Consider the following 23,218-nt stretch of genomic DNA (forward strand, 5'->3'; position numbering starts at 1 on the left):
CACGACCAACGACCCGCAGTTCACCCGCACTTCCCAGCTGAGCCGCCGACCACCAACCCGCTGTTTCACCCGCACTTCCTACCTGAGGACCCCCATGACGACGCTCGACGTTTCCACCCCACAACAGGTACCGCAGGAACCGGCGGTCGAACGCAAGCAGTGGACCGCCCTGGTGGTCCTGCTGTTCGCGGTGTTCATGGACATGCTGGACGGCAACCTCGTCAGCGTCGCGATCCCGTCGATCAGAGCGGATCTCGACGCCAGTTACGCGGCGGTCCAGTGGGTGAGCGCGGGCTATGTGCTCGCCTTCGCGCTGCTGCTCGTGACCGGCGGCCGCCTCGGTGACATCTACGGCCGCAAGCGGGTGTTCATGCTGGGCGTGGCCGGGTTCACGGCCGCGTCGGCGCTCTGCGGGTTCGCGACCGCCCCCGAGATGCTGGTCGGCGCGCGGCTGTTCCAGGGCGCCATGGCGGGCCTGATGGTGCCTCAGGTGCTGTCGATCATCCATGTCACGTTCCCGGCCTCGAAGCGTCCCGCGGTGTTCGCGATCTACGGCGTGGTCGGCGGAATCGCCGCGACGGTCGCCCCGCTCGTGGGCGGCGTCCTGGTCGACCTGGACCTGTTCGGGCTCGGCTGGCGGCCGATCTTCCTCATCAACGTGCCGATCGGCCTCGTCGGCGCCTACCTGGGCCTGCGCTCCATCACCGAGTCCAAGGCCGCCAAGGCCCTGCGGCTCGACCTGCCCGGTGTGGCCCTCGCCTCCCTCGCCCTGCTGCTGTTGCTGTACCCGCTGACGCAGGGCCGGGAGCTGGGCTGGCCGGCCTGGGGCAACGTCCTGATGGCCCTGTCGGCCGTGGTGCTTGCCGTCTTCGTCGTGTACGAGCGGCGGCGGGAGCAGCGCGGGCTCTCGCCGCTCGTACCGCTGGCCCTGTTCAAGGCCCGCAGCTTCAGTGCCGGTCAGGTCCTCCAGCTCACGCTGTTCCTGTTCACCGGCGCGTTCTTCCTGGCCTGGTATCTCTTCATGCAACTCGGGCTCGGCTGGAGCGCGTTGCACGCGGGTCTGACCGGACTCTCCTTCTGCGTCGGCGCGTTCATCACCTCCGCCCTGTCCGTCACGCTCCTCGCGCCCAAGTTCGGCCGTGTGGTGCTGCAGATCGGAGCCCTTGTACTGGCGGCGGGCCTCGGCGCCTTCCTGTGGGTGGTCACCGCCAACGGCGCCGGGACCTCCAGCTGGCTGATGGTCGGCCCGCTGCTGCTCGTCGGCCTCGGCTTCGGCCTGATCGCGCCGCCCATCGCGCTGTTCGCCCTGTCCGACGTGCCGCACGAGGACGCCGGCGCGGCTTCGGGGCTCATCAACACCATGGCGCAGCTGGGCCTCGCGCTCGGTATCGCGCTCGTCTCGCTCGTCTTCTTCAACCCGCTCGGTTCGCACGCGAGCAGCAGTGCGCAGGACATCGCGCCCAAGGTGCGCCAGGAGCTGAGCGCCGCGGGCGTACCGGCGGACCAGCTCGACGGGATCGTCACGTCCTTCCGTAGCTGCGCCACCGAGCAGGTGTCCGGCAAGGACGCCAAGGGCCTGCCCGCGAGCTGCGTGCCCGCCCCGGCGGTCCGCGACAACCCCGCCGCCATGAAGGCGCTCGCCGGCCTGGGCCGCGAGACCACGGCGAACGCGTTCGCCGGAGCGCTGCGTCCCACCTTGTTCACCACGATCGGCCTCATGCTGGCGACCCTGCTCGTCACGTTCGGCCTGCCCAAGCGGGCCCCCGAGGCCCAGCCCGACCAGGCCGACCAGCCCGACCAGGCCGGTGTCTGAGCGCCGTCTCCCGGAGGAAGGGAAGTCATGAAGATCCTGTTCGTCGCCGGCGGTAGCCCGGCGACCGTGTTCGCCCTCGCCCCGCTCGCGACGGCGGTGCGCAACGCGGGCCATGAGACGTTCATGGCCTCGATCGAGAAGATCATGCCGTTCATCGCCGGCGCGGGCCTGCCCGGCATCGCGCTCAACTCCCTGACGCCTCCGGACTACATGCACAAGGACAGGTCGGGAGCGCCGCTGGAGTTCCCCACGAGTCAGCGCGAGGAGCGGCGGTACGCGGGACGCGGCTTCGCCCGCCTCGGCGCCGCGAGCATCGAGCCCCTGCGCGAACTCGCCAGGAGCTGGCGGCCGGACCTGGTCGTCGGCGGTTCCCTCTCGTACGCGGCCGGGCTGCTCGCCGCCGAGCTGGGTGTGCCGTATGTGCGGCACGCCTGGGACCCGGCGTCCACCACGCAGATGGACGTGGGCGCCACGCAGGAGCTCCAGCCGGAACTGGCCTCGCTCGGCAGGGACACGCTGCCCGAGCCCGATCTGTTCATCGACATCTGCCCAGAGAGCCTGCGCCCGCCGCAGGCCCCGCCCGCCCAGCTGATGCGCTGGATCCCGGGCAACCAGCAGCGCCGTCTGGAGCCCTGGATGTACGCCAAGGGCGAGCGTCCCCGGGTGTGTGTGACGGCCGGGAGCCAGGCGGCCGATCCTTATGTGCGGGAGAAGAACCTCCAGTTCATGCGCGCGCTGATCAGGAACGTGGCGGTGCTCGACGTGGAGGTCGTGGTGGCCGCGCCCGAGGAGATCGCGGCGGAGGTGCGCTCCGACGAGGTCAAGGCGGGGTGGATCCCGATGGACGTCCTGGCGCCGACGTGCGACGTGATCATGCATCACGGCGGCGGGGTGACGAGCATGACCGCGATGAACGCGGGGGTGCCGCAGCTGATCGTTCCGCATCTGAGCCACACGGTGTCCCCGTCCCGGCGCATGGCCGAGTACGGCGCGGCGATCGTGCTGATGCCGGACGAGGTCACGGCGGACAACAGTGCCGAGGCGTGCCGCGAACTCCTCCGCAACCCGTCCTACCGCACGCGCGCACGGGAGATCCAGGCGGAGATCGGCGCGCTGCCCCTGCCCGGCGAACTCGTCGGCACACTGGAGAAACTGACCGTAGGATCCCCTGCATGACAGTGCTCGGCACTCGCGCCCTCAACCGCGCCCTGCTCGAACGGCAGTTGCTCATCCAGCGTGATCCGCGCCCTGTCGCGGAGGCTGTCGTGGACCTGGTGGGGCTGCACGCCCAGATCCCCTCCAATCCGTACGTCGGGCTGTGGTCGCGGCTGCGGGACTTCGATCCCGCGGACCTGTCGGGGCTCGTCGAGAGCCGGGCGCTCGTGCGTACGGCACTGATGCGGTCCACCATCCATCTCGTCACGCCGGCGGACTGCATGGGGCTCCGGTCCGTGGTGCAGCCGGTACTCGACCGCGATCTGTACAGCAACAGCACACACGGGAAAGTGGTCAAGGGGCTCGACCTCGACGCGGTCGTGACGGCGGGCCGGGCCCTGCTCGACGAACAGCCCCGCACCCCGGCCGACCTCGGCAAGCTGCTCGCCGAGAAGTGGCCGGACAGCAAGCCCGAATCACTCGCCTACGCGGTACGGAACCTGGTGCCCCTGGTCCAGGTTCCGCCGCGTGGCCTGTGGGGGAAGTCGGGCCGGCCGACGCACGCCACGGCCGAGCACTGGCTGGACCGGCCGGCCGCGGTCGAACCCGATCCGGAGACGATGATCCTGCGCTATCTGGCCGCGTTCGGTCCCGCCACGGTCGCCGATGTGCAGACCTGGTGCGGGCTGACCCGGCTGAGCGAGGTCGTCGAGCGGATCAGGCCGCGGCTGCGGACGTTCGCCGACGAGGGCGGCCGGGAGCTGTTCGACGTACCCGGCGCTCCCCTGCCCGACGCGGACACTCCGGTGGCACCACGCTTCCTGCCCGAGTTCGACAACGTGTTCCTGTCGCACGCGAACCGGGCCAGGATCATCCCGGACGGGCTCACCTTCGCCGAGTTCTCCAAGAAGTTCGGCTTCTTCATGTCCCCGCGCGGTGGTGTGCTGCGGGGCAACATCCTGGTGGACGGAATGCTCCAGGGGGTGTGGCGGATCATGCGGGAACGCCGTGACCACACCCTCGTGGTCGAGCCGTTCGTCAAGCTCTCGGCGCGAGACGCCGCCGCTCTGGAGGAGGACGGCCGAGCGCTCCTCGCCTTCGCCGCCGACCGGCCGGAAGCAATGCGTGTCGAGATCGCCCCGCCCGCTTCCTGAGCACTCCCCGGCCAACGCACTGTGCCGTCCCGCCCCGGTTCACCCCGGGCGGGACGGCACAGTGCGTTGGCCGGATCGCGTCGGCGTCAGTTCCGGTCCTTCTCGCCCGGGGCGTTGCGCTGGACGGCGTCGGGGTCGGCACCGTTGATCCAGGCGTCCATCGAGGGCTTCATCAGCGTGGAGAGCAGCTCGATGCGGAGGCCGCCCAGGCCACGGTGGTAGGCCCACAGCGGGGCGCCGTCCGCCTCGGAGTCGTTGGAGGCCTCCACCGGCAGGCCGAGCCGCGTGAGCGTCGCCGAGGTCTCCGCGATGGTGTCCGCGTCGGCCCAATAGCCCACGTGGTGAACGCCGTTGTGGCCCTCGGACACCCAGACCGTGCCGGGAACGGCCTCCACGAGTTCGAGCCGGGGCTCTTCGAGGGAGAGGACGAAACGCTGCCGGGCGCGCTGGCGTCCCGTCGGCGTGACCGCCGTGACGTCGAGTTCCATCACGCTGGTCCAGTGGTAGCCGCCCAGCTCGCCGAGCGTCTTCATCGCCGCTTCGAGATCGTCGACGATCATCCCGGTGTGGAACAGCGCCTTCGGGTCCAGCACTGCGCCGTGCCCGGCGCGGTCGTCGGGCCGGGCCTGCGTGTGGAGCGAGGTCGACATCAGACGGTGCCTTTCTCGGGGGTGAGTACGGGTGCGTGTTCTCCGTCGAGCCAGGCGCGGGGGACGACCACGACGGTGTCCGGGTCGCCGGAAGCGACAGAACGCGCCGATCCCAGACGAGAGTTGACGATGTAGAGGTGACCGGCGTGCGGGACGATCGCCGTAGGGATGTCGAAGGCGTCGAGCGTCAGGCGCCGCAGCAGCGTTCCCGAGGTGCCCGGCGCGTTCAGGCGCACCGCCGCCACCGCGTCGGCCGCCCCCAGTGCCACGTACAGCGTCGTCCCGTCCAGGAACATGCCGTCGCCGCTGAGGAGCAGTTCCCCGCCGAGGTCGACCGCGGCCGCCGTACCGGTCGCCGGGTCGATGCGGAACAGCTTGCCCGTGTTGGCCTGTACGGCGAGCAGGGCGGCGCCGTCCGGGGTGGGGCTGATGCCGCTGAGATTGAATCCGTCCTCATACGTCACGTCGCCGCCGACCGGGATGTGCCGCACCTCGTCCGGCCGGGCCGGACGCCCGTCCGGGGCGAGCGGCACCCGGTGCAGTACGGGCGCGAACGAGTCGGTGAACCACATCGCGCCGAGCGCGGGCGCGACGTCGGCGATCAACGTGGGCTGCCCGTCGGCCAGTTGCCAGCGGGCGAGCACCTCGCCGGTGGCCGTGTCGATCACGCGGGCGTCCCCGGCGAATCCGCCGGCCACGAACAGCCGGCCCCGGTCGTCCAGGCACAGCCCTCCCGAGGCGCTGCCGGGGCCGGGGCTCAGGGTGCGCCCCTCCCCGCTGCTCAGGTCGACGGTGCGGATCGTGCCGTCGGACAGCGACCCGAAGTACGCACGGCCCGACGCCCCGATGGCCAGTGACTCAGGCCCGAAGCCCGGGGGCAGTTCGAGGAGACTCCCCCGGCGCTCCGCCTGCCCGACAGCCGCGTACGACGTCATGTCCGCGCCTTTCCCCAGGTGACCGGCAGGGCCAGCAGGGTGTGGTTGACGTCCCCGAGCTGCCAGGTGAGTTCGGTCTCGGGGACGGCGAGGCGCAGGTCGGGGAAGCGGCGGACCAGCGCGCCGAGGGCGACCTGCAGTTCCATGCGGGCGAGTTGGGCGCCCAGGCAGCGGTGGATGCCGTGTCCGAAGGCGAGGTGCCGGTTGTCGGTGCGGCCGAGGTCGAGCCGGTCGGGGTCGGGGAAGACACTTGCGTCGTGGTTGGCCGAGGTCAGCCCGAAGAGCACCATCTCGCCGGCGCGGATCGTCGTGCCACCGAGCTCCAGGTCCTCGGTCGCGATGCGCGGGAAGCCGGTGGTGTCCGTTCCGAACAGGTTCACGGCGCGGAGCAGTTCCTCCGTGGCGTCGGCGACGCGGTCGGGGTTCTGCCGCAGCCAGCGCCACTGGTCGGGGTGGTGCTCGATGAGTGCGAGCACCGAGTTGGCTATCTGGCTCGCGGAGGAGTCGAAGCCCGCGCCGAGCAGGGTGTAGCCGAAGACCACCAGCTCTTCCTCGGTGAGCCGGTCGCCCTCGTCGCGGGCGGCGATCAGCTCCGAGAGCAGGTCGTCGGCCGGCTCCGCCCGCTTCTGCGCGATCAGCCCTCCGATGTACTGGCCGAGCTTGGCGATGCCGTCCTGGATCTGCTCGGGAGGGCCGCCCACGGCGGCGAACTGCCGCGCCCAGCCGTGGAACCGGTCGCGGTCCTCCGCGGGCACGCCCAGCAGTTCGCAGATGGTCATCAGCGGCAGCGGCGTGGTGAACCCGGCGACCAGGTCGGCGGGGGGCTGTCCGGCGGCCAGGGTGTCGAGCAGTTCGTCCACCAGCTCGGTGACGCGCGGACGCATCTTCTCGACGCCGCGCACGGTGAAGACCTTGGAGACCAGCTTGCGCAGCCGCGTGTGCTCCGGAGGATCGGTCGAGACGATCATCTCGGGCGGGACCTGGGACATCCCGCGGAAGGGCGCGACCTCGGGCCGCACGGCGGCGGCCCGGCTCAGGCGCGGGTCGGCGAGCCCTTCGCGGATGTCGTCGTACCGGGTCACCATCCAGACCTCGCGCCCGTCGTCCAGACGCATCCGGGCCACCGGCCGCTCGGCGCGCAGGCGCGCGAACTCGGGGTCCGGGCCCAGATAGGTCGAGCCGGGCAGCGGGAACGTCAGTGTTTTCGTCAGAGCCGGTGATTCCGTCGAAGCCAGTGTTTTCGTCAGAGCCTGCAAGACCAACCTCCAGCATCGCGGCCGCCGGAGACGCGGCCTCCCGGCAGCCTCCCGCCGTGTACTGGAGGCCGGATCGTCCGTCGGTCGAGGCCCGCCGCCGGTGTGCAGCGGCGCTTGAGCAGTGCTCCAGCACGCGCCCACATGGTGTGCACGACTCAGCGGCACGGCCGTCCCGCGGTGTGCACCGCCGGGCGGCCCCGTGAAAGCGGAGGTGGCAGCGGTATGGACGCACTGGTGAGGGACGCGGCCGGGGAGCGTGCCGCGCCGGGCACGGAGCGGGAGTTGCGCGACGTACTCGCGGTCTCCGCCGCCCGCACGGAGCGGGAGTTGCGCGACGCGCTCGCGGTCTCCGCCGCCCGCACGGCCGGCCCGCGCATCCCGGCGGGCACCTTCGACCAGTGGCTGGAGAGCCGGCGCCGGGCGCATCCGTTCGAGGTCACCCGGATCCCGTTCGCGGAGCTGGACGGCTGGGCGTTCCACGAGGACACCGGGAACCTCGGGCACCGCAGCGGAGGCTTCTTCCGGGTGGAGGGCCTCGACGTGCGCCCTGCCGGGGGCTCGGCGGCGCCGTGGCGGCAGCCCGTCCTGGTGCAGCCGGAGTCGGGTGTGCTCGGCATCCTCGCCCAGAAGATCGACGGTGTCCTGCACTTCCTGATGCAGGTCAAGATGGAGCCAGGCAACCGCGGCCTGCTCCAGCTCTCCCCCACGGTCCAGGCCACCCGGAGCAACTTCACCGGGGTGCACAAGGGGGCTGCCGTGCGGTACCTGGAGTACTTCACCGGCCCGCGCCGCGGCCGGATCGTCGTCGACGTCCTCCAGTCCGAACACGCGGCGTGGTTCTACCGCAAGAACAACCGCAACATGATCGTCGAGGTGGGCCCCGACGAGGACGTGCCGCTGCACGACGACTTCTGCTGGCTGCCGCTGGGCGCGCTCCACGAGCTGATGGCCCGCGACAACCTCGTCAACATGTGCACCCGGTCCGTCCTGTCCTGCCTGCCGTACGCCGCCACGACCGAGGAAGATCCCAGCGCGCCGCCCCTCAACTCCACTCCTGAAGTGCTGAGTTGGTTCACCGGCCTACGGGCCGATCTGCGCCCGGAGATCGGGCGGGTCCCGCTGCGTGACGTACCGGACTGGCGGCGTACCGACACGGAGATCGCCCGGGACGACGGCAGGTTTTTCGAGATCGTCGCCGTCTCGGTGCGGGCCGCCAGCCGCGAGGTGTCCGGGTGGACCCAGCCGCTCCTCGAACCCAACGGCCCCGGTCTCGCCGCGGGCATCGTGAAGGAGTTCGGCGGGGTGCTGCACGTCCTGATGCGCGCCGAGGTCGAGGGCGGCCTGCTCAACGTGGCGGAGCTGGGGCCCACGGTGCAGTGCAGGCCGGGCGACTTCGAGGCGGGCGAGCGACCGCTGTTCCACGACTACGTCACCGGGGCGGACCCGGCACGCGTCAGGTTCGACGCCGTCCAGCCCGAGGAGGGCGGCCGCTTCAGCAACGCCGAGACCCGCTGCCTCGTCGTCGAGGCGGACGACTCCCTGCCGGCCGAACTCCCGCCCGGCTACATCTGGATCACCCTCGGCCAGCTCACGGAACTGCTGCGGCACGGCCAGTACGTGAACATGCACGGCCGCACCCTGATCGCCTGCCTGCACGCGATGGGGCGACGCCCGTGACACGGCACACCCCGCCCGTACGCGTCGGTGTCCTCGGCTGCGCCGACATCGCGGTACGCCGGGTGCTGCCCGCGCTCGACGCGGCTCCCGGGGTCCGGGTGGCGGCGGTGGCCAGCCGGGACTCCGCCACGGCGGCCCGGGTGGCCGAGCCGTACGGCTGCGCGGCGCTCACCGGGTACCAGGCGGTGCTCGACCGGCCGGACATCGATGCCGTATACGTCCCGCTGCCCGCGGCGCTGCACGCCGAGTGGACCGAGCGGGCGCTGCGCGCGGGCAAGCACGTACTGGCCGAGAAGCCCTTGACCACCGGCCTCGACGAGACGGCGCGCCTGGTCGCGCTGGCCGGTGAACTGGGCCTGGTGCTGCGGGAGAACTTCATGTTCCCGCACCACCGGGTGCACGACCGGGTGCGGCGGCTCGTCGCGGAGGGCGCGGTCGGCCGACTGCGCTGCTTCAACGCGGAGTTCAGCATCCCGAAGCGCCCGCCCCAGGACATCAGATACCAGTCCTCGCTCGGCGGCGGAGCCCTCACCGACGTCGGCGTCTACCCGCTGCGGGTGGCGCAGCACTTTCTGGGCGCCGGTCTTGAGGTCGCCGGGGCGGTGCTGCACGAGGATCCGGACCACGGGGTCGACGTCGCCGGTGCGGTGCTGCTGCGCGCGCCGGACGGGGTCACCGCCCAGCTGACGTTCGGGATCGAGCACGCGTACCGGGCTGCGTACGAACTGGTGGGCAGCGAGGGCCGGTTGACGGTCGACCGGGCGTTCAGCCCGCCGGCCGACCATCGGGTGCGTATCCGTCTGGAGGGGCGTGACGGCCCACGGGATCTGTCGGCCGAGCCCGACGACCAGTACACCCGCGCCATGACGGCCTTCGCGACGGCCGTCCGCACGGGCGAGCCCGACCCCGGCACGGCGGTGGCCCTGGCCCGCCTGGTGGAGCGGGTCAGGGAACGGGCGGCGTACGCCTAGAGGTGCCGCACGGCGAGCAGGGGCCCGACCCGCGAAACCGCGGACCGGGCCCCTGTCGGCCTACTGAATGCCTCAGGCCGTGGCGAAGCCCGCGGAGACCTTGCGGGCCCGCTCCTCGGTCTGGACGAGGGCCTCCTTCATGGACTGCTCGGCCAGATCGGTCAGGTGGTCCATGCCGGGCACCCGGCCGGCCAGCGTGAGCTGGGCGGAGATGGCGGCGAAGTCGAACCCGAGCCCGTCGGCGATCGCCGTCTTCAGGTACGGGTCGGCGTGGTTCCAGGCCTCCTGCGGGGCGCCGGGGCCGTAGCCGCCGCCGTAGGCGAGCAGGACGGTCGCGGGGCGTCCGGCCAGCGGGTTGGGCATCCCGCCCACGAACAGGCTGCGGCCGACGATGAACGCCTGGTCGATCCATGCCTTCAGGTTCGAGGGGATGCCCCAGTTGTACATGGGCGCGCTGATCAGCAGGGTGTCGGCGCTGACCAGTTCCGCGACCAGCTCGTCGCGCAGCGCCCCGGCGGCGCGCTGCTTCTCGGTGTGCGACTCGGCCGGGGTGATCACCGCGGTGAGCGCGTCGTCGTCGAGGTGCGGCAGCGGGTCGGTGCCGAGGTCTCGGTAGGTGACCTTGGCACCGGGGTGCTCCGCGTCCCACACCTTGCGGTAAGCGGCCGCGAGGGCCTTGGACACCGAGCCCTCGGCAGAGGACGAGGCGTCGATGTGCAGCAGATGGGTCATGACAGCTCCCGGTTGTCGGCCTGTCCGGCCGTGTCTGGAGATGGTGTGCGTACGTCGATGGGCATGGCGGCGGAGCTCGCGGGCAGGGGCGAGCACACGCCGGCGGCGGGCGCCGCCGAGTTCGGGCTACAGCCGTCACCAAGGATTCCGTCCGGCGCCGGAGTCCTGGTGGAGTCTCGCTCGCGGCCGAGCTGTTCGTGCTCTTCGCGCTGGCCGTGCTGGCCGTGCTGGCCGTGCTGGCCGTGCTGGCCGTGCTGGCCGTGCTGGCCGTGCTGGCCGGCGTACCCCTGGCGCACCCGCGACGCCGTCACCGAGACCTCCGCGGTCCGCAGCGGCGTACCGTCACTGGCGCGCACCCGCGAGGTCCCGCTGCTGGTGAAGCGGTCGCCGTCGAGCCGGGCCCGCTGCTCGACCGCGACCCGGGCGATACAGTCACCGGCCGCGTCGAGCACCGGCTCGCTGATCCGGTACGTGAACGAGCCCGGCCCGGTGGCGGACCAGGTGCCGGTTCCGCCGCCGGCGAGGAACACCCGGCCGTCCGCCGTGAAGCGCAGGGTCTGGTCGTCGATCCCGCTGGGCCGAGCGACCCGAGCCGCCCAAGTCCCGGCGGGATTCGCCGTGTTGGGCACCGTCGGATGATCCCCGGTCACCCGCCGGCCCCCGCGCCGACCGGGACCGCGACCGGCCGCCGGACCTCCACCCCGGCGTCGAGGAGCCCCATCAGGTACTCCCCGTAGCCGCTGGACAGCAGCGGCACCGCGAGTTCACGGAGTTGGTCGTCGCCGATGAGTCCGTTGCGCCAGGCCGCCTCCTCCACGCAGCCGATCTTCAGCCCCTGCCGTTCCTCGATCACCCGGACGAACTCCGACGCCTCCACGAGCGAGGCGAAGGTTCCGGTGTCGAGCCAGGCCGTGCCGCGGTCGAGCACGGTGACGCTCAGCTCGTCGCGGCGCAGGTACTCCTGGTTCACGGCCGTGATCTCCAGTTCACCGCGCGCGCTGGGCCGCAGCGAGCGGGCTATGTCGACCACGCGGTTGTCGTAGAAGTACAGGCCCGGGACCGCGTATCTCGATTTCGGGCGGGCGGGTTTCTCCTCCAGGGAGAGGACCCGCCCTTCCCGGTCGAATTCGAGGACGGCGAAGGCGCTGGGGTTCGCCACGGGGTGGGCGAAGACGTGGCCGCCGCCCGGGGAGGCGTGCGTCTTCAGCTGCTCCCCGAGTCCGGCGCCGTGGAAGATGTTGTCGCCGAGGATGAGCGCCACGGGCTCGTCCCCGATGAAGTCCGCCCCGATCAGGAACGCCTGCGCGATGCCCCCGGGTCTGGGCTGCGCCGCGTACTGGATCCGCAGTCCCAGTTGAGCGCCGTCGCCCAGCAGCCGCTGGAAGGAGTCCTGGTCGGACGGCGTCGTGATGACGAGGATGTCCCGCACGCCGGCCAGCACCAGGGTGGACAGTGGGTAGTAGATCATCGGCTTGTCGAACACCGGCATGAGCTGCTTAGACACAGCGTGGGTGATGGGCCACAGCCGTGAGCCGGTTCCACCGGCCAGGATGATGCCTCGCATACCCCGGAAGCTAGGACCGCTGCCTATAGGCCCGATCGAGCCCGAGTGGGGGAATGCTCCCGCCGCGGGCCGTTCGGTCCGGCCGCCGTCAGCCCCGGTACAGCTCCTCCGTCTCCCGCCCGTACGCCTCCGCCACCGCGCGCCGCTTGACCTTCAGCGACGGCGTCAGGAGTCCGTTGTCCTCCGTGAACTCCCCTTCCACCACCACGAATTTACGGATGGACTCGGCCCGCGAGACCGCCTCGTTCGCGTAGTCCACAGCCTTCTGGACCTCCGCCAGCATCCGGGGGTCCACGATGACCTCCGACATGGGGGTGGTGGCCGGGAGCTTGCGGACCGCGAGCCAGTGCGTCACCGCCTCCGGGTCCAGGGTGATCAGGGCGGCTATGTACGGGCGGTTGTCGCCCACCACGATGCACTGGCCCACCGGCGGGCGGCTGCGGAGGCGGTCCTCCAGGACCGACGGGGAGACGTTCTTGCCGCCGGACGTGACCAGGATGTCCTTCTTGCGGCCGGTGATCGTGAGGTAGCCGTCCTCGTCGAGGGCGCCCAGGTCGCCCGTCGAGAACCAGCCGTCGTCCAGGACCTGGGCGGTCGCCTCCGGGTTGTTCCAGTACGCGCTGAACACGATGCCGCCCTTGATCAGGACCTCTCCGTCGTCGGCTGTTCGAACGGCCGTGCCGGGTACCGGAAGGCCCACCGTTCCCGGGCGTGGGGCCAGCGGTGGGGTGATCGTGGCGGCCGCGCTCGTCTCCGTCAGGCCGTAGCCCTCGTAGACGAGGATTCCCGCCGCGTAGAAGAAGAGGCTGAGGCGGCGGTCCAGCGGGGAGCCGCCGCTGATCGCGTAGCGCAGGCGGCCGCCGAGTTCCTTGCGGACTCGCCGGTAGACGAGGGCGTCGTACAGGGCGTGGGCCAGGCGCAGGGCGAGGGGCGGGCCGTCGCCCCGGCCGAGGAGCTGGGCCAGGTGCGCCTCGCCGTAGGCCACCGCGATCCGGTCCGCCCGGTCGAACGACGCGCCCCGGCCCAGCTTCTCCGCCGTCGCCCGGCCCGTGTCGTGGATCTTCTCGAAGAGGTACGGCACCCCGACCACGAACGTCGGCCTGAAGGAGCGGAGTTGGGGCCGCAGTTCGTCGGGCTTGATGCCGGGGCAGTGGCCCAGTTCGATGCGGGCGGACATGCAGGCGATCTGGAGTGTGCGGCCGAGGATGTGGGCGAGGGGGAGGAACAGGAGCGTCGAGGCCGTCTGGCCGGACACCGCCTTGAAGACGGGGTGCAGCAGCTCGACCGTGTTCGCGGCCTCCGCGTGCAGGTTGCCGTGAGTGAGGACACAGCCCTTGGGTTTGCCGGTGGTGCCGGAGGTGTAGCAGATGGTCGCCGTGGTGGCGGGGGTGAGGGCCGCGCGCCGTTCAGTGACCTCTTTGTCCTTCAACTTCCTTCCCAGGGCCCCCAGTTCGAGGATCGCTCCCGCGTCCAGTTCCCAGCAGCGCGGGCGGTCGACCTCGGGCAGGGCGGCGAGCGCGGCCTTCGCGGTGGCCGTGTTCTCCGGGGTCTCCGTGATGAGGTGGCGGGCGCCCGAGTCCCGCAGGATCCACTCGATCTGCTCGGCAGAGGACGTCGCATAGATCGGTACGGTCTGGCCGCCGGCCGCCCAGATCGCGAAGTCGAGGACCGTCCACTCGTAGCGCGTACGGGACATCAGGGCGACGCGCCCGCCGGGTTCGAGGCCGCCCGCGATGAGCCCCTTCGCCGCCGCGGTGACCTCGCGGGCGAAGGCCGCGGCCGTGACGGGGCGCCAGTGGTCGCCCTCCTTGCGGCGCAGGACGACCGCTCGAGGGTCCTCGGCGGCGTTTGTGAAGGGGATGTCGGCGGGCGTGCCGCGGGCGGGGGTCTCGGCGAGGGCGGCGGTGCGCACCTCTCGTACGGTTCCGTGCTTATCCGTGACCGTCTCGACGGTCGCCTTGGCCGCCAGGTCGGCGCGCTGTCGTGCCCGTTGAAGGTCCTTGCGTACGCCCATGACGGCTCCAGGTCGCGGCTGACGTGAACCGTGGGTCCCACGCGTCCCATGAGGGCCCGCCGGGGACTCACTGCGCTGCGGACTTACCGGTCCGTCAACTTACCTGCGCGTAAAGGAAATTCAATGGGGCCGGCGCGAGAAAACGCCTGCCCGGCGACCGGCTCCCCGTCAGCGCTCCCCTGTCGGCCAGCGCCGCGTCAGAGCTCCCCCCGCCGGCCGGCTCCCGTCAGCACTCCCTCCGCCGACACGATCCGCGTCAGCGCTCCCCCGGTGCCCACGCCTCCCCGTCCAGCGCGTGCCGCATCCCCACCCACACCATGTGCATCAGCCGCAGTGCGACGCCGTCCGGAGACTCGCCCGGGTTGCGGGCCATCCAGTCCGTCAGCGAGTCCGCCGCGCCGACCAGCGCGTGCGCCACGAAGTCCGCGTCCTCCTTGCCGAGCAGCGCGCCCCGGCAGCCGCTGCCGCTGTCCGTGATGCCGTCGCCCACCAGGCCCGCGACCTCCGCCATGACGACCCGGCGCACCTCCCCCACCTCCGCGGCGATGGTGGCGCCCAGGTCGGCGGCCTGCCGGTGCAGGACGACCCAGCTGTCCCGGTGGTCGGAGACGAACCCGAAGAACGCGGCGAGCCCCGCGTACAGGCGTTCCTCCGGTGCACCCGCCCGCGCCGCCCCCTGGAACGCGGCCACCAGCCGGTCCGACTCCCGGCGCAGACAGGCCAGGAACAGGCCTTCCTTGGAGTCGAGATAGAGGTAGACCATCGGCTTCGAGATGCCGGCGAGTTCGGCGATCTCGTCCACGGACGCCGCGTGGTAGCCCCGCTTGGCGAAGACCCGTACCCCTACGTCGATGATCTGCTGCTCGCGCACCCGGCGCGGCACCCGGCGCCTGCGCCCGGCCGGGGCGCGCGCCTCCACGCTCCGCGACCCGGCACGCTCCGCGCGCGCCGCGTACCCTTCTGCCTGATCCCCCGTTATACCCGTCACCTTTGTCAGCCTATCTACACCGACCGTAACCTTACCGACTAGTAAGTTTAATGAGCGGTAAGCAGTTCCGGCACACGGAGGGTTCCATGAGCGACACCGCCGGCACGCGGGACGGAATCGCGGGCCTGGATTTCTCGGCGGTCACGCCCGAGCAGTTCGCGAAGATCGTGAAGGGCCTGTCCCTCAAGGAGATCGACGAGATCGCCCGGGACGGCGAGCTGCGGGCCCGCATCCTGGCCGAGGTCTTCTCGCGCATGGAGCAGCAGTTCAGGCCGGACGCGGCGGGCACGCTCCGGGCGCTGATCCGCTGGCAGGTCACGAGTGCGGGGGGCTGCGCCGAGACCGTGTACGAGACGGTGATCGCGGACGGGGTGTGCAGGGTGCGCGAGGGCCGGTCGGATGCCACGCCGCGCGTCACGCTCGGGCTCGGCGATGCGGACTTCTTGAAGCTGGTGTCGGGTAATTCGAGCCCGGTCACTATGTTCATGATGCGCAAGGTCAAGATCACGGGGGACGTTGCGCTGGCCGCTGGGCTGAACCGGTACTTCGACATTCCGAAGCCGTGAGTGTGCGGCGGAGTGTTGGTGGGCCGGGGTTTTTGCGCAGTTCCCCGCGCCCCTTAACGGGGCGCCTCTCCTAGCGCGACAGTAGCCCTACGACACGATGTCCTTTCTGCGGAAGCCTCTGAACGCCAGCGCGAACAGGACGATCGCGTACGTTGCCGAGACCGCCGTGCCCTGGATCATGCCGGACCATTCCGGGGTCGGCTGGATCGCGTCTGCCCAGGCGAACTGCCAGTGCGCGGGGAGGAAGTCGCGCCAGTTGCCCAGTGCCGTCACCGCGTCCAGGACGTTGCCCACGATCGTGAGGCCGACGGCGCCGCCGACCGCGCCGAGCGGCGCGTCCGTCTTCGTCGACAGCCAGAACGCCAGCCCCGCGGTGACCAGTTGGGACACGAAGATGTACGCGATCACGACCAGGAGGCGCTGCGCCGCCGTCCCCGCGGGGAGCGCGCCGCCCGTCGGGATCTGCAGCGGGCCCCAGCCGTACGCCGCCGTGCCGACCGCTAGCGCCACCACGGGGAGCAGGATCATCGCGGCGAGGCTGAGCGTGAGCGCGACGGTGAGTTTGCTCCACAGGAGGCGGGCGCGGGGCACCGGCGCCGCGAGCAGGTAGCGCAGGCTGGACCAGCCGGCCTCGGACGCGACCGTGTCGCCGCAGAACAGCGCGACCGGGATCACCAGCAGGAACCCGGCCGAGACGAACAGGCACGTCGCCGCGAAGTTGGCGCCGGACGCGGTGGCCGTGTCCATCAGCGTCACCCGGCCGTTGCGCCCGCCCGGGTCGCCGCCGATCGCGAACGCGACGACGAGCACGAACGGAAGCAGCGCGAGGACGGCCCCCATGACGAGGGTGCGCCGCCGCTTCAACTGGCGTACGGCCTCCACCCGCAGGGGCAGGGTGCGGCGCGCCCGGTATCCGGGGGCGACCTCGGTGGGCTCGGGCCCGACGAGCGCGGTCATGCGGTTTCGCCTCCGATCAGGGTGAGGAACGCGTCTTCGAGGCGCCGGTGCGGGCCCATCGAGGCGACCGGCACGTCGAGCCGTACGAGGTCCGCGAGGAGCTGGGCGGCGGCCTTGTCCCGGTCGGCCACGGGGGCGGGGGCCATGGGGGCGGCCGGGGACTCGGTCTCGGCGTCCGGCGCGAGGGCCACGTCGGATCCGGCACCGTCCACCTCCACCTCGGCACCGGCCAACGCCTCCCCGCCCGCCAACGCCTCCGCCCCGGTCACCGCCAGCACAGGCTCAGGAACCGCCGCCGTCAGCCGGACCAGCAGTCCCCCGTCCACCCGGGTCGCCGCCTCCACGCCCGGCAGCGCGGCGACCTTCTCCACCAGTGCGCCGGAGACCGTACCCGCGAGGCCGACCAGCAGGGTGTCGCCGGAGCCGATGATGTCGGCGACCGGGCCCGCCTGCACGAGGCGCCCCCGGTCCATGACCACGAGGTGCGTGCAGGTCTGCTCGACCTCCGCGAGGAGATGGCTGGAGACGATGACCGTGCGGCCCGCCGCCGCGTAGCGGATCATCACCTCGCGCATCTCGCGGATCTGGGGCGGGTCGAGGCCGTTCGTCGGCTCGTCGAGGATGAGGAGGTCGGGCAGGCCCAGCATGGCCTGCGCGATGGCGAGCCGCTGCCTCATGCCCTGCGAGTACGTGCGGACCGCGCGGGCCAGGGCGTCGCCGAGCCCGGCGATCTCCAGGGCCTCGTCCAGGTGCGCGTCGGCGGCGGGGCGGCCCGTGGCCTGCCAGTACAGGTCGAGGTTCTCGCGTCCGGACAGGTGCGGCAGGAAGCCCGCGCCCTCGACGAACGCGCCGACCCGGGACAGGACCGGCGCCCCGGGACCGATCGCGTGCCCGAAGACGCGGATCTCGCCGCCGTCGGGCCTGATGAGGCCCATGAGCATCCGCAGGGTCGTGGTCTTGCCGGCGCCGTTCGGCCCCAGGAGGCCGAGGACCTGGCCCTTCTCGACGCGGAAGGACAGGTCCCGGACGGCGTACCGGTCGGCCGACTTGGCGTACTTCTTGCTCAGATCGGTGATCTGGAGCGGGACTTCGGCGAGGGCCGGGTCGGGGCCGGCGGTGCCCTGCCGGGGGCGGCGGCCCGTGAGCAGCAGGGCGAGGGCCACGAGGACACCGCCGAGGGGCAGCCACCACACCCACGCGGGCAGCGGCGTCGCAGCCGTCCGCACGCCGGGCGCCGTCGGCACGCTCAGGTCGCTCCGGAGGGAGACCGTGTACGTGGCGGGGTGGGCCGGGGACGCGTAGCCGAGGTCGGTGGAGGACAGGACGAGGCGCAGCCGGTGCCCCTTCTGCACCTCGTGGTCGATGGCCGGCAGGGTGAGGGTGACGTCCTTGCCGCCGGGGGATCCGGAGCCCACCACCCTTACGGGGGCGGCGAGTTGGGAGGGCAGTACCGGCTGGGAGCCGCCGCCCGGCGCGACGTCGTACACCTTGCCGAAGAGGACCGCGTCGTCGCCGTCGGACGTGACGTGCACCCTCACTGTCGGTGATCCGGTGACGTGCAGGCCGTCGCGCAGGGGTGCGGAATCGAAGTGGGCGAACTGGCCGGGGAAGTCGAGGGAGAGGCCGACGCCGAGGGAGGAGAGCTGGCCTAGTCCGCCGCCGCCTCCGAGGCCGGGCAGGGCGGAGATGGCGGGCGGGCTGGCACCGGCCGGATTGGCGACGCGCTGCTCGCGTCCGGTCAGCGGTACGCGGCGCGGGTCGTTCGCCAGACCCGGGTACGTGTCGCCGCTCGCGCCGCGCAGCTGGGCGGCGCCGTCGGTGGAGTCGACGCCTCCGGTGCGGGTGACGCGGAAGGCGGGGCCGGTGTCGGCCTTCTTGTCGTCCTTCAGGTACCGGTCGAACCAGGCTCCGACGCGGGCCTGGACGCGGGTGGTCTCGCGGTCGCCGCCGTCGTGTCCGCCGGCGATCCAGTCGACGTCGACCGGTGCGCCGTTCGCCCGGATCGCGCGGGCGGCGGCGTCGGCCTGGCCGAGCGGGAACAGGGAGTCGGTCTGGCCCTGCGTCAGGAGCGTGGGCACCTTGATGCGGCTGCCGACGGCGACGGGCGAGCGCTCCTCAAGGAGCTTGGTCGCCGCCGCGTCCGGCTTCCCGGCCTCGGCGACCCGCTCGTACATGCGGCACAGCTGCGGCTCGAAGCGGTCGCAGCCGCCGCCCATGTTGATGAAGAGCCCGGCCCAGAGCTTCTTGTAGACGCCGTTCGGGAACAGCGCGTCGGCGAGGTTCCAGTACGTGATCTCGGGGGCGATGGCGTCGACCCGGTCGTCGTACCCGGCGGCGAGGAGGGAGATCGCGCCGCCGTAGGACGCGCCGGTGACGCCGACGCGCGGGTCGCCCTTCTTGTCGAGCTGCACCTCGGGCCGGGTGGCGAGCCAGTCGATGAGCCTGCGGGTGTCGGCGACCTCGGCCTTCGGGTCGTTGAGCCCGATCCTGCCGGTCGAGCGGCCGAAGCCGCGCGCCGACCAGGTCAGCACCGCGTATCCGTCGCGGGCGAGGCTCTCGGCCTGGGCGCGGACGTCGACCTTGCTGCCGCCGAAGCCGTGGGCGAGGAGGACGGCGGGGCGGCGGCCGCCGCCGGGGGTCGTGAAGTACGACGTGTCGATCCTGGCGCCGCCCGTGTCCAGCACGCGGTCGCTGCGCCGTACCGCAGGCGGGTCGTCCGAGGTGGCCGCGGCAGTCGCCGTACCGGCGCCCGCGAGCACGACGACGGCCGCGGCGGCGGCCGTCCACCGCCGCGGCCGGGCCCGCGGACCGGTCAGTCGAAGATCCATGCGTCAACGGTACGGGCGGCCTCCGACAACGGAGGCAGTCCACGGTGTGAACCGCCGCACCTCCCTGAGGAGTAGAGCGCTCCGCCCCCGTACCGCAGCCGTGGTACGAAGCCTCATGGAGATCCGCCGCGCGAGCACCGTCGACGAACTGACCGCAGCCGGGCCCCTGTTCGACGGCCCGACCCGCCCCGAGTGGGCGAAGCGCTTCCTGGAGACCCCCAGCCACCATCTGTTCCTGGCGTACGACGCGTACGACCGTCAGGCCCCCGTCGGCTTCGTCAGCGGAGTCGAGACGATCCACCCGGACAAGGGCGTCGAGATGTTCCTCTACGAACTGGCGGTCGCCGAACCGTTCCGGCGCCGAGGCATCGCCCGCGCCCTCGTCGAAAGACTGGCCGCGCTGGCCAGGGAGCGGGGCTGCTACGGCATGTGGGTCGGCGTCGACACGGACAACACGCCCGCGCTTGCGACGTATCGCAGCGCGGGCGCGCGGGACGGTGGCGTGTGCACCGTCATGGAGTGGGCGTTCGTATAAGGAACACCCTCCGGGTCTCAGACGGTCAGCGCGTCCGCCGTCTGCTCGTCCTCCGGGATCGACACGAGCCAGCGGGTGTCCTTGCGGGGCCGCAGGTAGAAGAACCAGTACAGGGTGGCGACGGCCGTGATGCCGCCGGTCCACAGCAGGTAGGTGACCTCCTGCTGGGTGAGGATGTACGCGAGTACGGCGATCAGGAGCACCGGCACCGCGGGCCACAGCGGCATCCGCCAGGCCGGCTGGTCGCGGTGGGAGCCGCGGCGGGCGAGCAGTGCGGCGACGGCGACCAGGAGGTACATGCCGGTGACGGAGACGCCGGTCACGCCGTACAGAGTGTCGAGGTTGACGAAGCAGAGGGCGGCGCCGGGGACGCCCACGACGAGGGTCGCGACCCAGGGGGAGCCGAAGCGGCCGAGCCGGGAGAGCGCGTTGTTGACGGGCTCGGGCCAGGACTTGTCGCGGGCCGAGGCGAACAGGACGCGGGAGTTCTGGATGACCATGACGATGCCCGCGTTGATGATCGCGAGGGCGACGCAGAGGCTGACGAACGTGCCGACGGCGGAGTTGGACCAGGCCTGGACCATGCCGCTGAGGTTGCCGCTGGTCAGGGCGGCGAGGTCGGGGGCGCCCATGGTGATGGCGATGACCGGCACGAGGATGATCACGGTGGAGATGGCCAGGGTCGCGAGGACGGTGCGGGCCACGTTGCGGCGGGGGTTCTCCAGTTCCTCGGAGAGGTAGACCGCGGTGGAGAAGCCCTGCGTGATGAAGAGGGCGATGGCGAGCCCGGAGATGACCATCATCGCGGTGACGGTGTTCGCGTGGCCGCTCGCTCCGGAGACGTGCATCGAGACGAGCGAGCCCGCGCCGCGCTCGGAGTGCGCGAAGCCGAGGACGGCGACGACTCCGGCGGCGATGACCTCCAGGACCAGGAAGATGCCGGTGATCCAGGCGTTGGCGCGCAGGTCGAGCAGGCCCGCGAGGGTGGCGAGGAGCATGACGCCGGCGCCGGTGCCCGCGGCCGGCAGGTGCACGATCGGGGCGAGATAGTCCGCCGTGCCCATGGCGATCACCGGCGGCACGATCACGACGACGAGCAGCGAGAGCACGAAGACGAGCCAGCCGGCGAGGCGGCCCGCGAGGGTCGACACCATGGCGTACTCGCCGCCCGCGCTGGGGATGAGGGTGCCCAGCTCGGAGTAGCAGAACGCGACGGCGATGCAGAGCAGCGAGCCGATCGCGATGGTGAGGGCGGTGGCGGTGCCGAGCGAGGAGAAGAGGTCGGGGACGACCACGAAGAGCGTGGAGGCGGGCGTCACGCACGAGAGCGTGAGCAGGGTGCCGCCGACGACGCCGATGGAACGCTTGAGCTTCTGAGGGCCGGCCGTGCCGTCGAGGGGCGCGAGAGGCTCCTCGACGAGGGTCGTGGGGGTGGGGCGAAGCGTGTCGGACATGTAGGCGCGGTTCCGATCGACTCGTACGGCAGATGTTCCTGGTGCTCTGGCCGGGAGCGCTATCTCCTCCGGACGTCTGTCGCGAGTGGGGGTCTTCTTCCGCTTCCGGCGGCGCCAATTGCACCCTGCGGATTCCGACACGTCAACGGTCGTTTTGCTGCGGATTCCGCACCCTGTTCTCAATCGAAACAAGCCCGCTTCCAAGACGTTTTCTCGCCGCAGGCACACTCCACCAGGTCGGCCGAATGGACGACCTTGCTTTCCAAGGCGTTCAGCTCTTATTGGTTGCGGTACCCGATACATCCTGTACGTACGGGAACCGAAGGTCACGCTCCGAACTCCGCGAGAATTCGTCCGGAGTCCGGACACTTATCTGCCCCGGACACGGAGGTGCCCCGGCCGCCACGCAGGCAGCCGGGGCACCTCTCGGTACGGCTCTCAGTGGTTGCGCGGGAAGCCCAGGTCCACGCCCGCGGGGGCGTCGGACGGGTCGGGCCAGCGCGTGGTGACGACCTTGCCGCGGGTGTAGAAGTGCGTGCCGTCGTTGCCGTAGATGTGGTGGTCGCCGAAGAGCGAGTCCTTCCAGCCACCGAAGGAGTGGTAGCCCACCGGCACCGGGATCGGCACGTTCACGCCGACCATGCCCGCCTCGATCTCCAGCTGGAAGCGGCGGGCGGCGCCGCCGTCGCGGGTGAAGATCGCGGTGCCGTTGCCGAACGGCGAGGCGTTCATGAGGGCCACGCCCTCCTCGTACGTGTCGACGCGGAGCACGCACAGGACCGGGCCGAAGATCTCGTCCCGGTAGGCCTTGGCGGTCGTGGGGACGCGGTCGAGCAGGGAGAGGCCGATCCAGTGGCCGTCCTCGAAGCCGGGGACCGTGTAGCCGGTGCCGTCGAGGACGACCTCGCAGCCCTCGGCGGCGGCGCCGGTGACGTAGGACGCCACCTTGTCGCGGTGGGCGGCGGTGATGAGGGGGCCCATCTCCGACGTCGGGTCGTTGCCGGGGCCGATCTTGATGGCCTCGGCGCGCTCCTTGATCTTCGCGACGAGCTCGTCGCCGACGGAGCCGACGGCCACGACGGCGGAGATCGCCATGCAGCGCTCGCCGGCGGAGCCGTACGCGGCCGAGACGGCGGCGTCGGCGGCGGCGTCCAGGTCGGCGTCGGGCAGCACCAGCATGTGGTTCTTGGCGCCGCCGAGCGCCTGCACGCGCTTGCCGTTGGCGGCGGCGGTGGTGTGGATGTAGCGGGCGATCGGGGTCGAGCCGACGAAGGAGACGGCGGAGACGTCCGGGTGCTCCAGGAGGCGGTCGACGGCGACCTTGTCACCGTGCACGACGTTGAAGACGCCGTCGGGCAGGCCGGCCTCGGCCAGCAGCTCGGCGACCTTCATGGCCGCCGACGGGTCCTTCTCGGACGGCTTCAGGACGAAGGTGTTGCCGCAGGCGATGGCGAGCGGGAACATCCACATCGGCACCATGGCCGGGAAGTTGAACGGCGTGATGCCGGCGACGACGCCGAGCGGCTGGCGGATCGACGACACGTCGATGCGCGAGGCCACCTCGGTGGACAGCTCGCCCTTGAGCTGCACGGTGATGCCGCAGGCCAGGTCGACGATCTCCAGGCCGCGCGCGACCTCGCCGAGCGCGTCCGAGTGGACCTTGCCGTGCTCGGCGGTGATCAGCTCGGCGATCGCGTCACGGTTCGCGTCGAGCAGCGCGCGGAACTTGAAGAGGATCGTGGTGCGCTTGGCCAGCGACGAGGTGCCCCACGTCGCGAACGCGTCCTTGGCGGCGGCGACGGCCGCGTCCACCTCGTCCACCGAGGCGAAGTCGACCTCGGTGGTGACGACGCCGGTCGCGGGGTCGGTCACCGGGCCGCGGTTGCCCGACGTGCCCTCGACGGTCTTGCCGCCGATCCAGTGGTGGACCAACTTCGTGTCAGACATATTGGGGCAACTCCTGTTACGT

The 23,218-nt window shown here is 71.6% G+C and carries 19 protein-coding genes; 7 read left to right on the top strand and 12 right to left on the bottom strand.

The window, feature by feature from the left end; genetic code table 11:
* Positions 1 to 94: 94 nt before the first annotated feature.
* Genes ABZ893_RS17405 through ABZ893_RS17415 form a run of 3 tightly spaced genes read left to right on the top strand, consistent with a single transcriptional unit; the run spans position 95 to position 4,122 of the window.
* Positions 95 to 1,813: an MFS transporter gene (locus ABZ893_RS17405; RefSeq protein WP_361403795.1), complete on the top strand. Its 1,719-nt coding sequence runs from the start codon at positions 95 to 97 to the stop codon at positions 1,811 to 1,813.
* A gap of 27 nt (positions 1,814 to 1,840) precedes the next feature.
* Positions 1,841 to 2,989: a nucleotide disphospho-sugar-binding domain-containing protein gene (locus ABZ893_RS17410; RefSeq protein WP_361403798.1), complete on the top strand. Its 1,149-nt coding sequence runs from the start codon at positions 1,841 to 1,843 to the stop codon at positions 2,987 to 2,989.
* Positions 2,986 to 4,122, top strand: coding sequence for a winged helix DNA-binding domain-containing protein (locus ABZ893_RS17415; RefSeq protein ID WP_361403801.1), 1,137 nt, complete (start codon positions 2,986 to 2,988; stop codon positions 4,120 to 4,122). The genes ABZ893_RS17410 and ABZ893_RS17415 overlap by 4 nt, the downstream gene beginning before the upstream one ends.
* Before the next feature lie 86 nt (positions 4,123 to 4,208).
* Here the strand turns inward: ABZ893_RS17415 and ABZ893_RS17420 are convergent, their stop codons facing one another.
* The 3 genes from ABZ893_RS17420 to ABZ893_RS17430 are packed head-to-tail and all read right to left on the bottom strand — an operon-like array spanning position 4,209 to position 6,963.
* Positions 4,209 to 4,772, bottom strand: a complete 564-nt coding sequence (locus ABZ893_RS17420) for a VOC family protein (protein ID WP_361403804.1) — start codon at positions 4,770 to 4,772, stop codon at positions 4,209 to 4,211.
* A complete protein-coding gene (locus ABZ893_RS17425) occupies positions 4,772 to 5,707 on the bottom strand; it encodes a superoxide dismutase (RefSeq protein ID WP_361403807.1) in 936 nt (311 codons plus the stop codon). Before ABZ893_RS17425 ends, ABZ893_RS17420 begins: the two co-directional genes overlap by 1 nt.
* On the bottom strand, positions 5,704 to 6,963 hold the full coding sequence (locus ABZ893_RS17430) for a cytochrome P450 (protein WP_361403810.1): 1,260 nt from the start codon (positions 6,961 to 6,963) through the stop codon (positions 5,704 to 5,706). Before ABZ893_RS17430 ends, ABZ893_RS17425 begins: the two co-directional genes overlap by 4 nt.
* 222 nt (positions 6,964 to 7,185) lie before the next feature.
* Here ABZ893_RS17430 and ABZ893_RS17435 point away from each other — a divergent pair, with 222 nt between their 5' ends.
* Positions 7,186 to 8,640 (top strand): NDP-hexose 2,3-dehydratase family protein, encoded by a 1,455-nt coding sequence (locus ABZ893_RS17435; protein ID WP_361403813.1) that lies wholly within the window; start codon positions 7,186 to 7,188, stop codon positions 8,638 to 8,640.
* Entirely contained in the window at positions 8,637 to 9,611 is a 975-nt protein-coding gene (locus ABZ893_RS17440) for a Gfo/Idh/MocA family oxidoreductase (RefSeq protein WP_361403816.1), read from the top strand. Before ABZ893_RS17435 ends, ABZ893_RS17440 begins: the two co-directional genes overlap by 4 nt.
* A gap of 72 nt (positions 9,612 to 9,683) precedes the next feature.
* Here ABZ893_RS17440 and ABZ893_RS17445 read toward each other — a convergent pair whose 3' ends face one another.
* The 5 genes from ABZ893_RS17445 to ABZ893_RS17465 form a co-directional block, all read right to left on the bottom strand.
* Entirely contained in the window at positions 9,684 to 10,343 is a 660-nt protein-coding gene (locus ABZ893_RS17445; RefSeq protein WP_361403819.1) for an NAD(P)H-dependent oxidoreductase, read from the bottom strand.
* Complete coding sequence (locus tag ABZ893_RS17450; protein WP_361403822.1) at positions 10,340 to 10,972, bottom strand: hypothetical protein; 633 nt, start codon at positions 10,970 to 10,972, stop codon at positions 10,340 to 10,342. Before ABZ893_RS17450 ends, ABZ893_RS17445 begins: the two co-directional genes overlap by 4 nt.
* A 17-nt stretch (positions 10,973 to 10,989) precedes the next feature.
* Positions 10,990 to 11,907 carry a glucose-1-phosphate thymidylyltransferase RfbA gene (rfbA, locus tag ABZ893_RS17455; protein WP_361403825.1) on the bottom strand — a complete coding sequence of 306 codons (918 nt, stop codon included), beginning with the start codon at positions 11,905 to 11,907 and terminating at the stop codon, positions 10,990 to 10,992.
* 88 nt (positions 11,908 to 11,995) lie between these two features.
* Positions 11,996 to 13,921, bottom strand: a complete 1,926-nt coding sequence (locus ABZ893_RS17460; RefSeq protein ID WP_361403827.1) for an AMP-dependent synthetase/ligase — start codon at positions 13,919 to 13,921, stop codon at positions 11,996 to 11,998.
* Positions 13,922 to 14,177: 256 nt separating this feature from the next.
* Positions 14,178 to 14,804 (bottom strand): TetR/AcrR family transcriptional regulator, encoded by a 627-nt coding sequence (locus ABZ893_RS17465; RefSeq protein ID WP_361404568.1) that lies wholly within the window; start codon positions 14,802 to 14,804, stop codon positions 14,178 to 14,180.
* Positions 14,805 to 14,995: 191 nt separating this feature from the next.
* On the opposite strand from ABZ893_RS17465, the gene ABZ893_RS17470 reads away from it, so the two are divergent.
* Complete coding sequence (locus tag ABZ893_RS17470) at positions 14,996 to 15,475, top strand: SCP2 sterol-binding domain-containing protein (protein ID WP_361403829.1); 480 nt, start codon at positions 14,996 to 14,998, stop codon at positions 15,473 to 15,475.
* Positions 15,476 to 15,562: 87 nt separating this feature from the next.
* Here ABZ893_RS17470 and ABZ893_RS17475 read toward each other — a convergent pair whose 3' ends face one another.
* Together ABZ893_RS17475 and ABZ893_RS17480 are read right to left on the bottom strand one after the other, a co-directional pair.
* Positions 15,563 to 16,432 (bottom strand): ABC transporter permease, encoded by an 870-nt coding sequence (locus ABZ893_RS17475; RefSeq protein ID WP_361403832.1) that lies wholly within the window; start codon positions 16,430 to 16,432, stop codon positions 15,563 to 15,565.
* On the bottom strand, positions 16,429 to 19,260 hold the full coding sequence (locus tag ABZ893_RS17480; protein WP_361403835.1) for an alpha/beta fold hydrolase: 2,832 nt from the start codon (positions 19,258 to 19,260) through the stop codon (positions 16,429 to 16,431). Before ABZ893_RS17480 ends, ABZ893_RS17475 begins: the two co-directional genes overlap by 4 nt.
* A 115-nt stretch (positions 19,261 to 19,375) precedes the next feature.
* On the opposite strand from ABZ893_RS17480, the gene ABZ893_RS17485 reads away from it, so the two are divergent.
* The gene (locus tag ABZ893_RS17485; protein WP_361403838.1) at positions 19,376 to 19,795 is read left to right on the top strand and encodes a GNAT family N-acetyltransferase; all 420 of its coding nucleotides are present in this window, start codon (positions 19,376 to 19,378) and stop codon (positions 19,793 to 19,795) included.
* Positions 19,796 to 19,812: 17 nt separating this feature from the next.
* Here the strand turns inward: ABZ893_RS17485 and ABZ893_RS17490 are convergent, their stop codons facing one another.
* Together ABZ893_RS17490 and mmsA are read right to left on the bottom strand one after the other, a co-directional pair.
* On the bottom strand, positions 19,813 to 21,249 hold the full coding sequence (locus ABZ893_RS17490) for an APC family permease (protein WP_361403841.1): 1,437 nt from the start codon (positions 21,247 to 21,249) through the stop codon (positions 19,813 to 19,815).
* Positions 21,250 to 21,687: 438 nt separating this feature from the next.
* Positions 21,688 to 23,196, bottom strand: coding sequence for a CoA-acylating methylmalonate-semialdehyde dehydrogenase (mmsA, locus tag ABZ893_RS17495; RefSeq protein WP_361403844.1), 1,509 nt, complete (start codon positions 23,194 to 23,196; stop codon positions 21,688 to 21,690).
* Between the last annotated feature and the right edge of the window lie 22 nt (positions 23,197 to 23,218).

It is taken from the genome of Streptomyces sp. NPDC046821, from assembly GCF_040645335.1.
In the GTDB taxonomy this organism is placed as follows: Bacteria; Actinomycetota; Actinomycetes; order Streptomycetales; family Streptomycetaceae; genus Streptomyces.

What these genes read in the sequence shown, in the direction of transcription:
- ABZ893_RS17435 (WP_361403813.1), top strand. Translation starts at nt 7,186, where the DNA reads ATGGACGCACTGGTGAGGGACGCGGCCGGGGAGCGTGCCGCGCCGGGC.
- ABZ893_RS17425 (WP_361403807.1), bottom strand. Translation starts at nt 5,707, where the DNA reads ATGACGTCGTACGCGGCTGTCGGGCAGGCGGAGCGCCGGGGGAGTCTC.
- ABZ893_RS17470 (WP_361403829.1), top strand. Translation starts at nt 14,996, where the DNA reads ATGAGCGACACCGCCGGCACGCGGGACGGAATCGCGGGCCTGGATTTC.
- ABZ893_RS17480 (WP_361403835.1), bottom strand. Translation starts at nt 19,260, where the DNA reads ATGGATCTTCGACTGACCGGTCCGCGGGCCCGGCCGCGGCGGTGGACG.
- rfbA (WP_361403825.1), bottom strand. Translation starts at nt 11,907, where the DNA reads ATGCGAGGCATCATCCTGGCCGGTGGAACCGGCTCACGGCTGTGGCCC.
- ABZ893_RS17415 (WP_361403801.1), top strand. Translation starts at nt 2,986, where the DNA reads ATGACAGTGCTCGGCACTCGCGCCCTCAACCGCGCCCTGCTCGAACGG.
- ABZ893_RS17445 (WP_361403819.1), bottom strand. Translation starts at nt 10,343, where the DNA reads ATGACCCATCTGCTGCACATCGACGCCTCGTCCTCTGCCGAGGGCTCG.
- ABZ893_RS17410 (WP_361403798.1), top strand. Translation starts at nt 1,841, where the DNA reads ATGAAGATCCTGTTCGTCGCCGGCGGTAGCCCGGCGACCGTGTTCGCC.
- ABZ893_RS17475 (WP_361403832.1), bottom strand. Translation starts at nt 16,432, where the DNA reads ATGACCGCGCTCGTCGGGCCCGAGCCCACCGAGGTCGCCCCCGGATAC.
- ABZ893_RS17420 (WP_361403804.1), bottom strand. Translation starts at nt 4,772, where the DNA reads ATGTCGACCTCGCTCCACACGCAGGCCCGGCCCGACGACCGCGCCGGG.
- mmsA (WP_361403844.1), bottom strand. Translation starts at nt 23,196, where the DNA reads ATGTCTGACACGAAGTTGGTCCACCACTGGATCGGCGGCAAGACCGTC.
- ABZ893_RS17490 (WP_361403841.1), bottom strand. Translation starts at nt 21,249, where the DNA reads ATGTCCGACACGCTTCGCCCCACCCCCACGACCCTCGTCGAGGAGCCT.
- ABZ893_RS17460 (WP_361403827.1), bottom strand. Translation starts at nt 13,921, where the DNA reads ATGGGCGTACGCAAGGACCTTCAACGGGCACGACAGCGCGCCGACCTG.
- ABZ893_RS17485 (WP_361403838.1), top strand. Translation starts at nt 19,376, where the DNA reads ATGGAGATCCGCCGCGCGAGCACCGTCGACGAACTGACCGCAGCCGGG.
- ABZ893_RS17405 (WP_361403795.1), top strand. Translation starts at nt 95, where the DNA reads ATGACGACGCTCGACGTTTCCACCCCACAACAGGTACCGCAGGAACCG.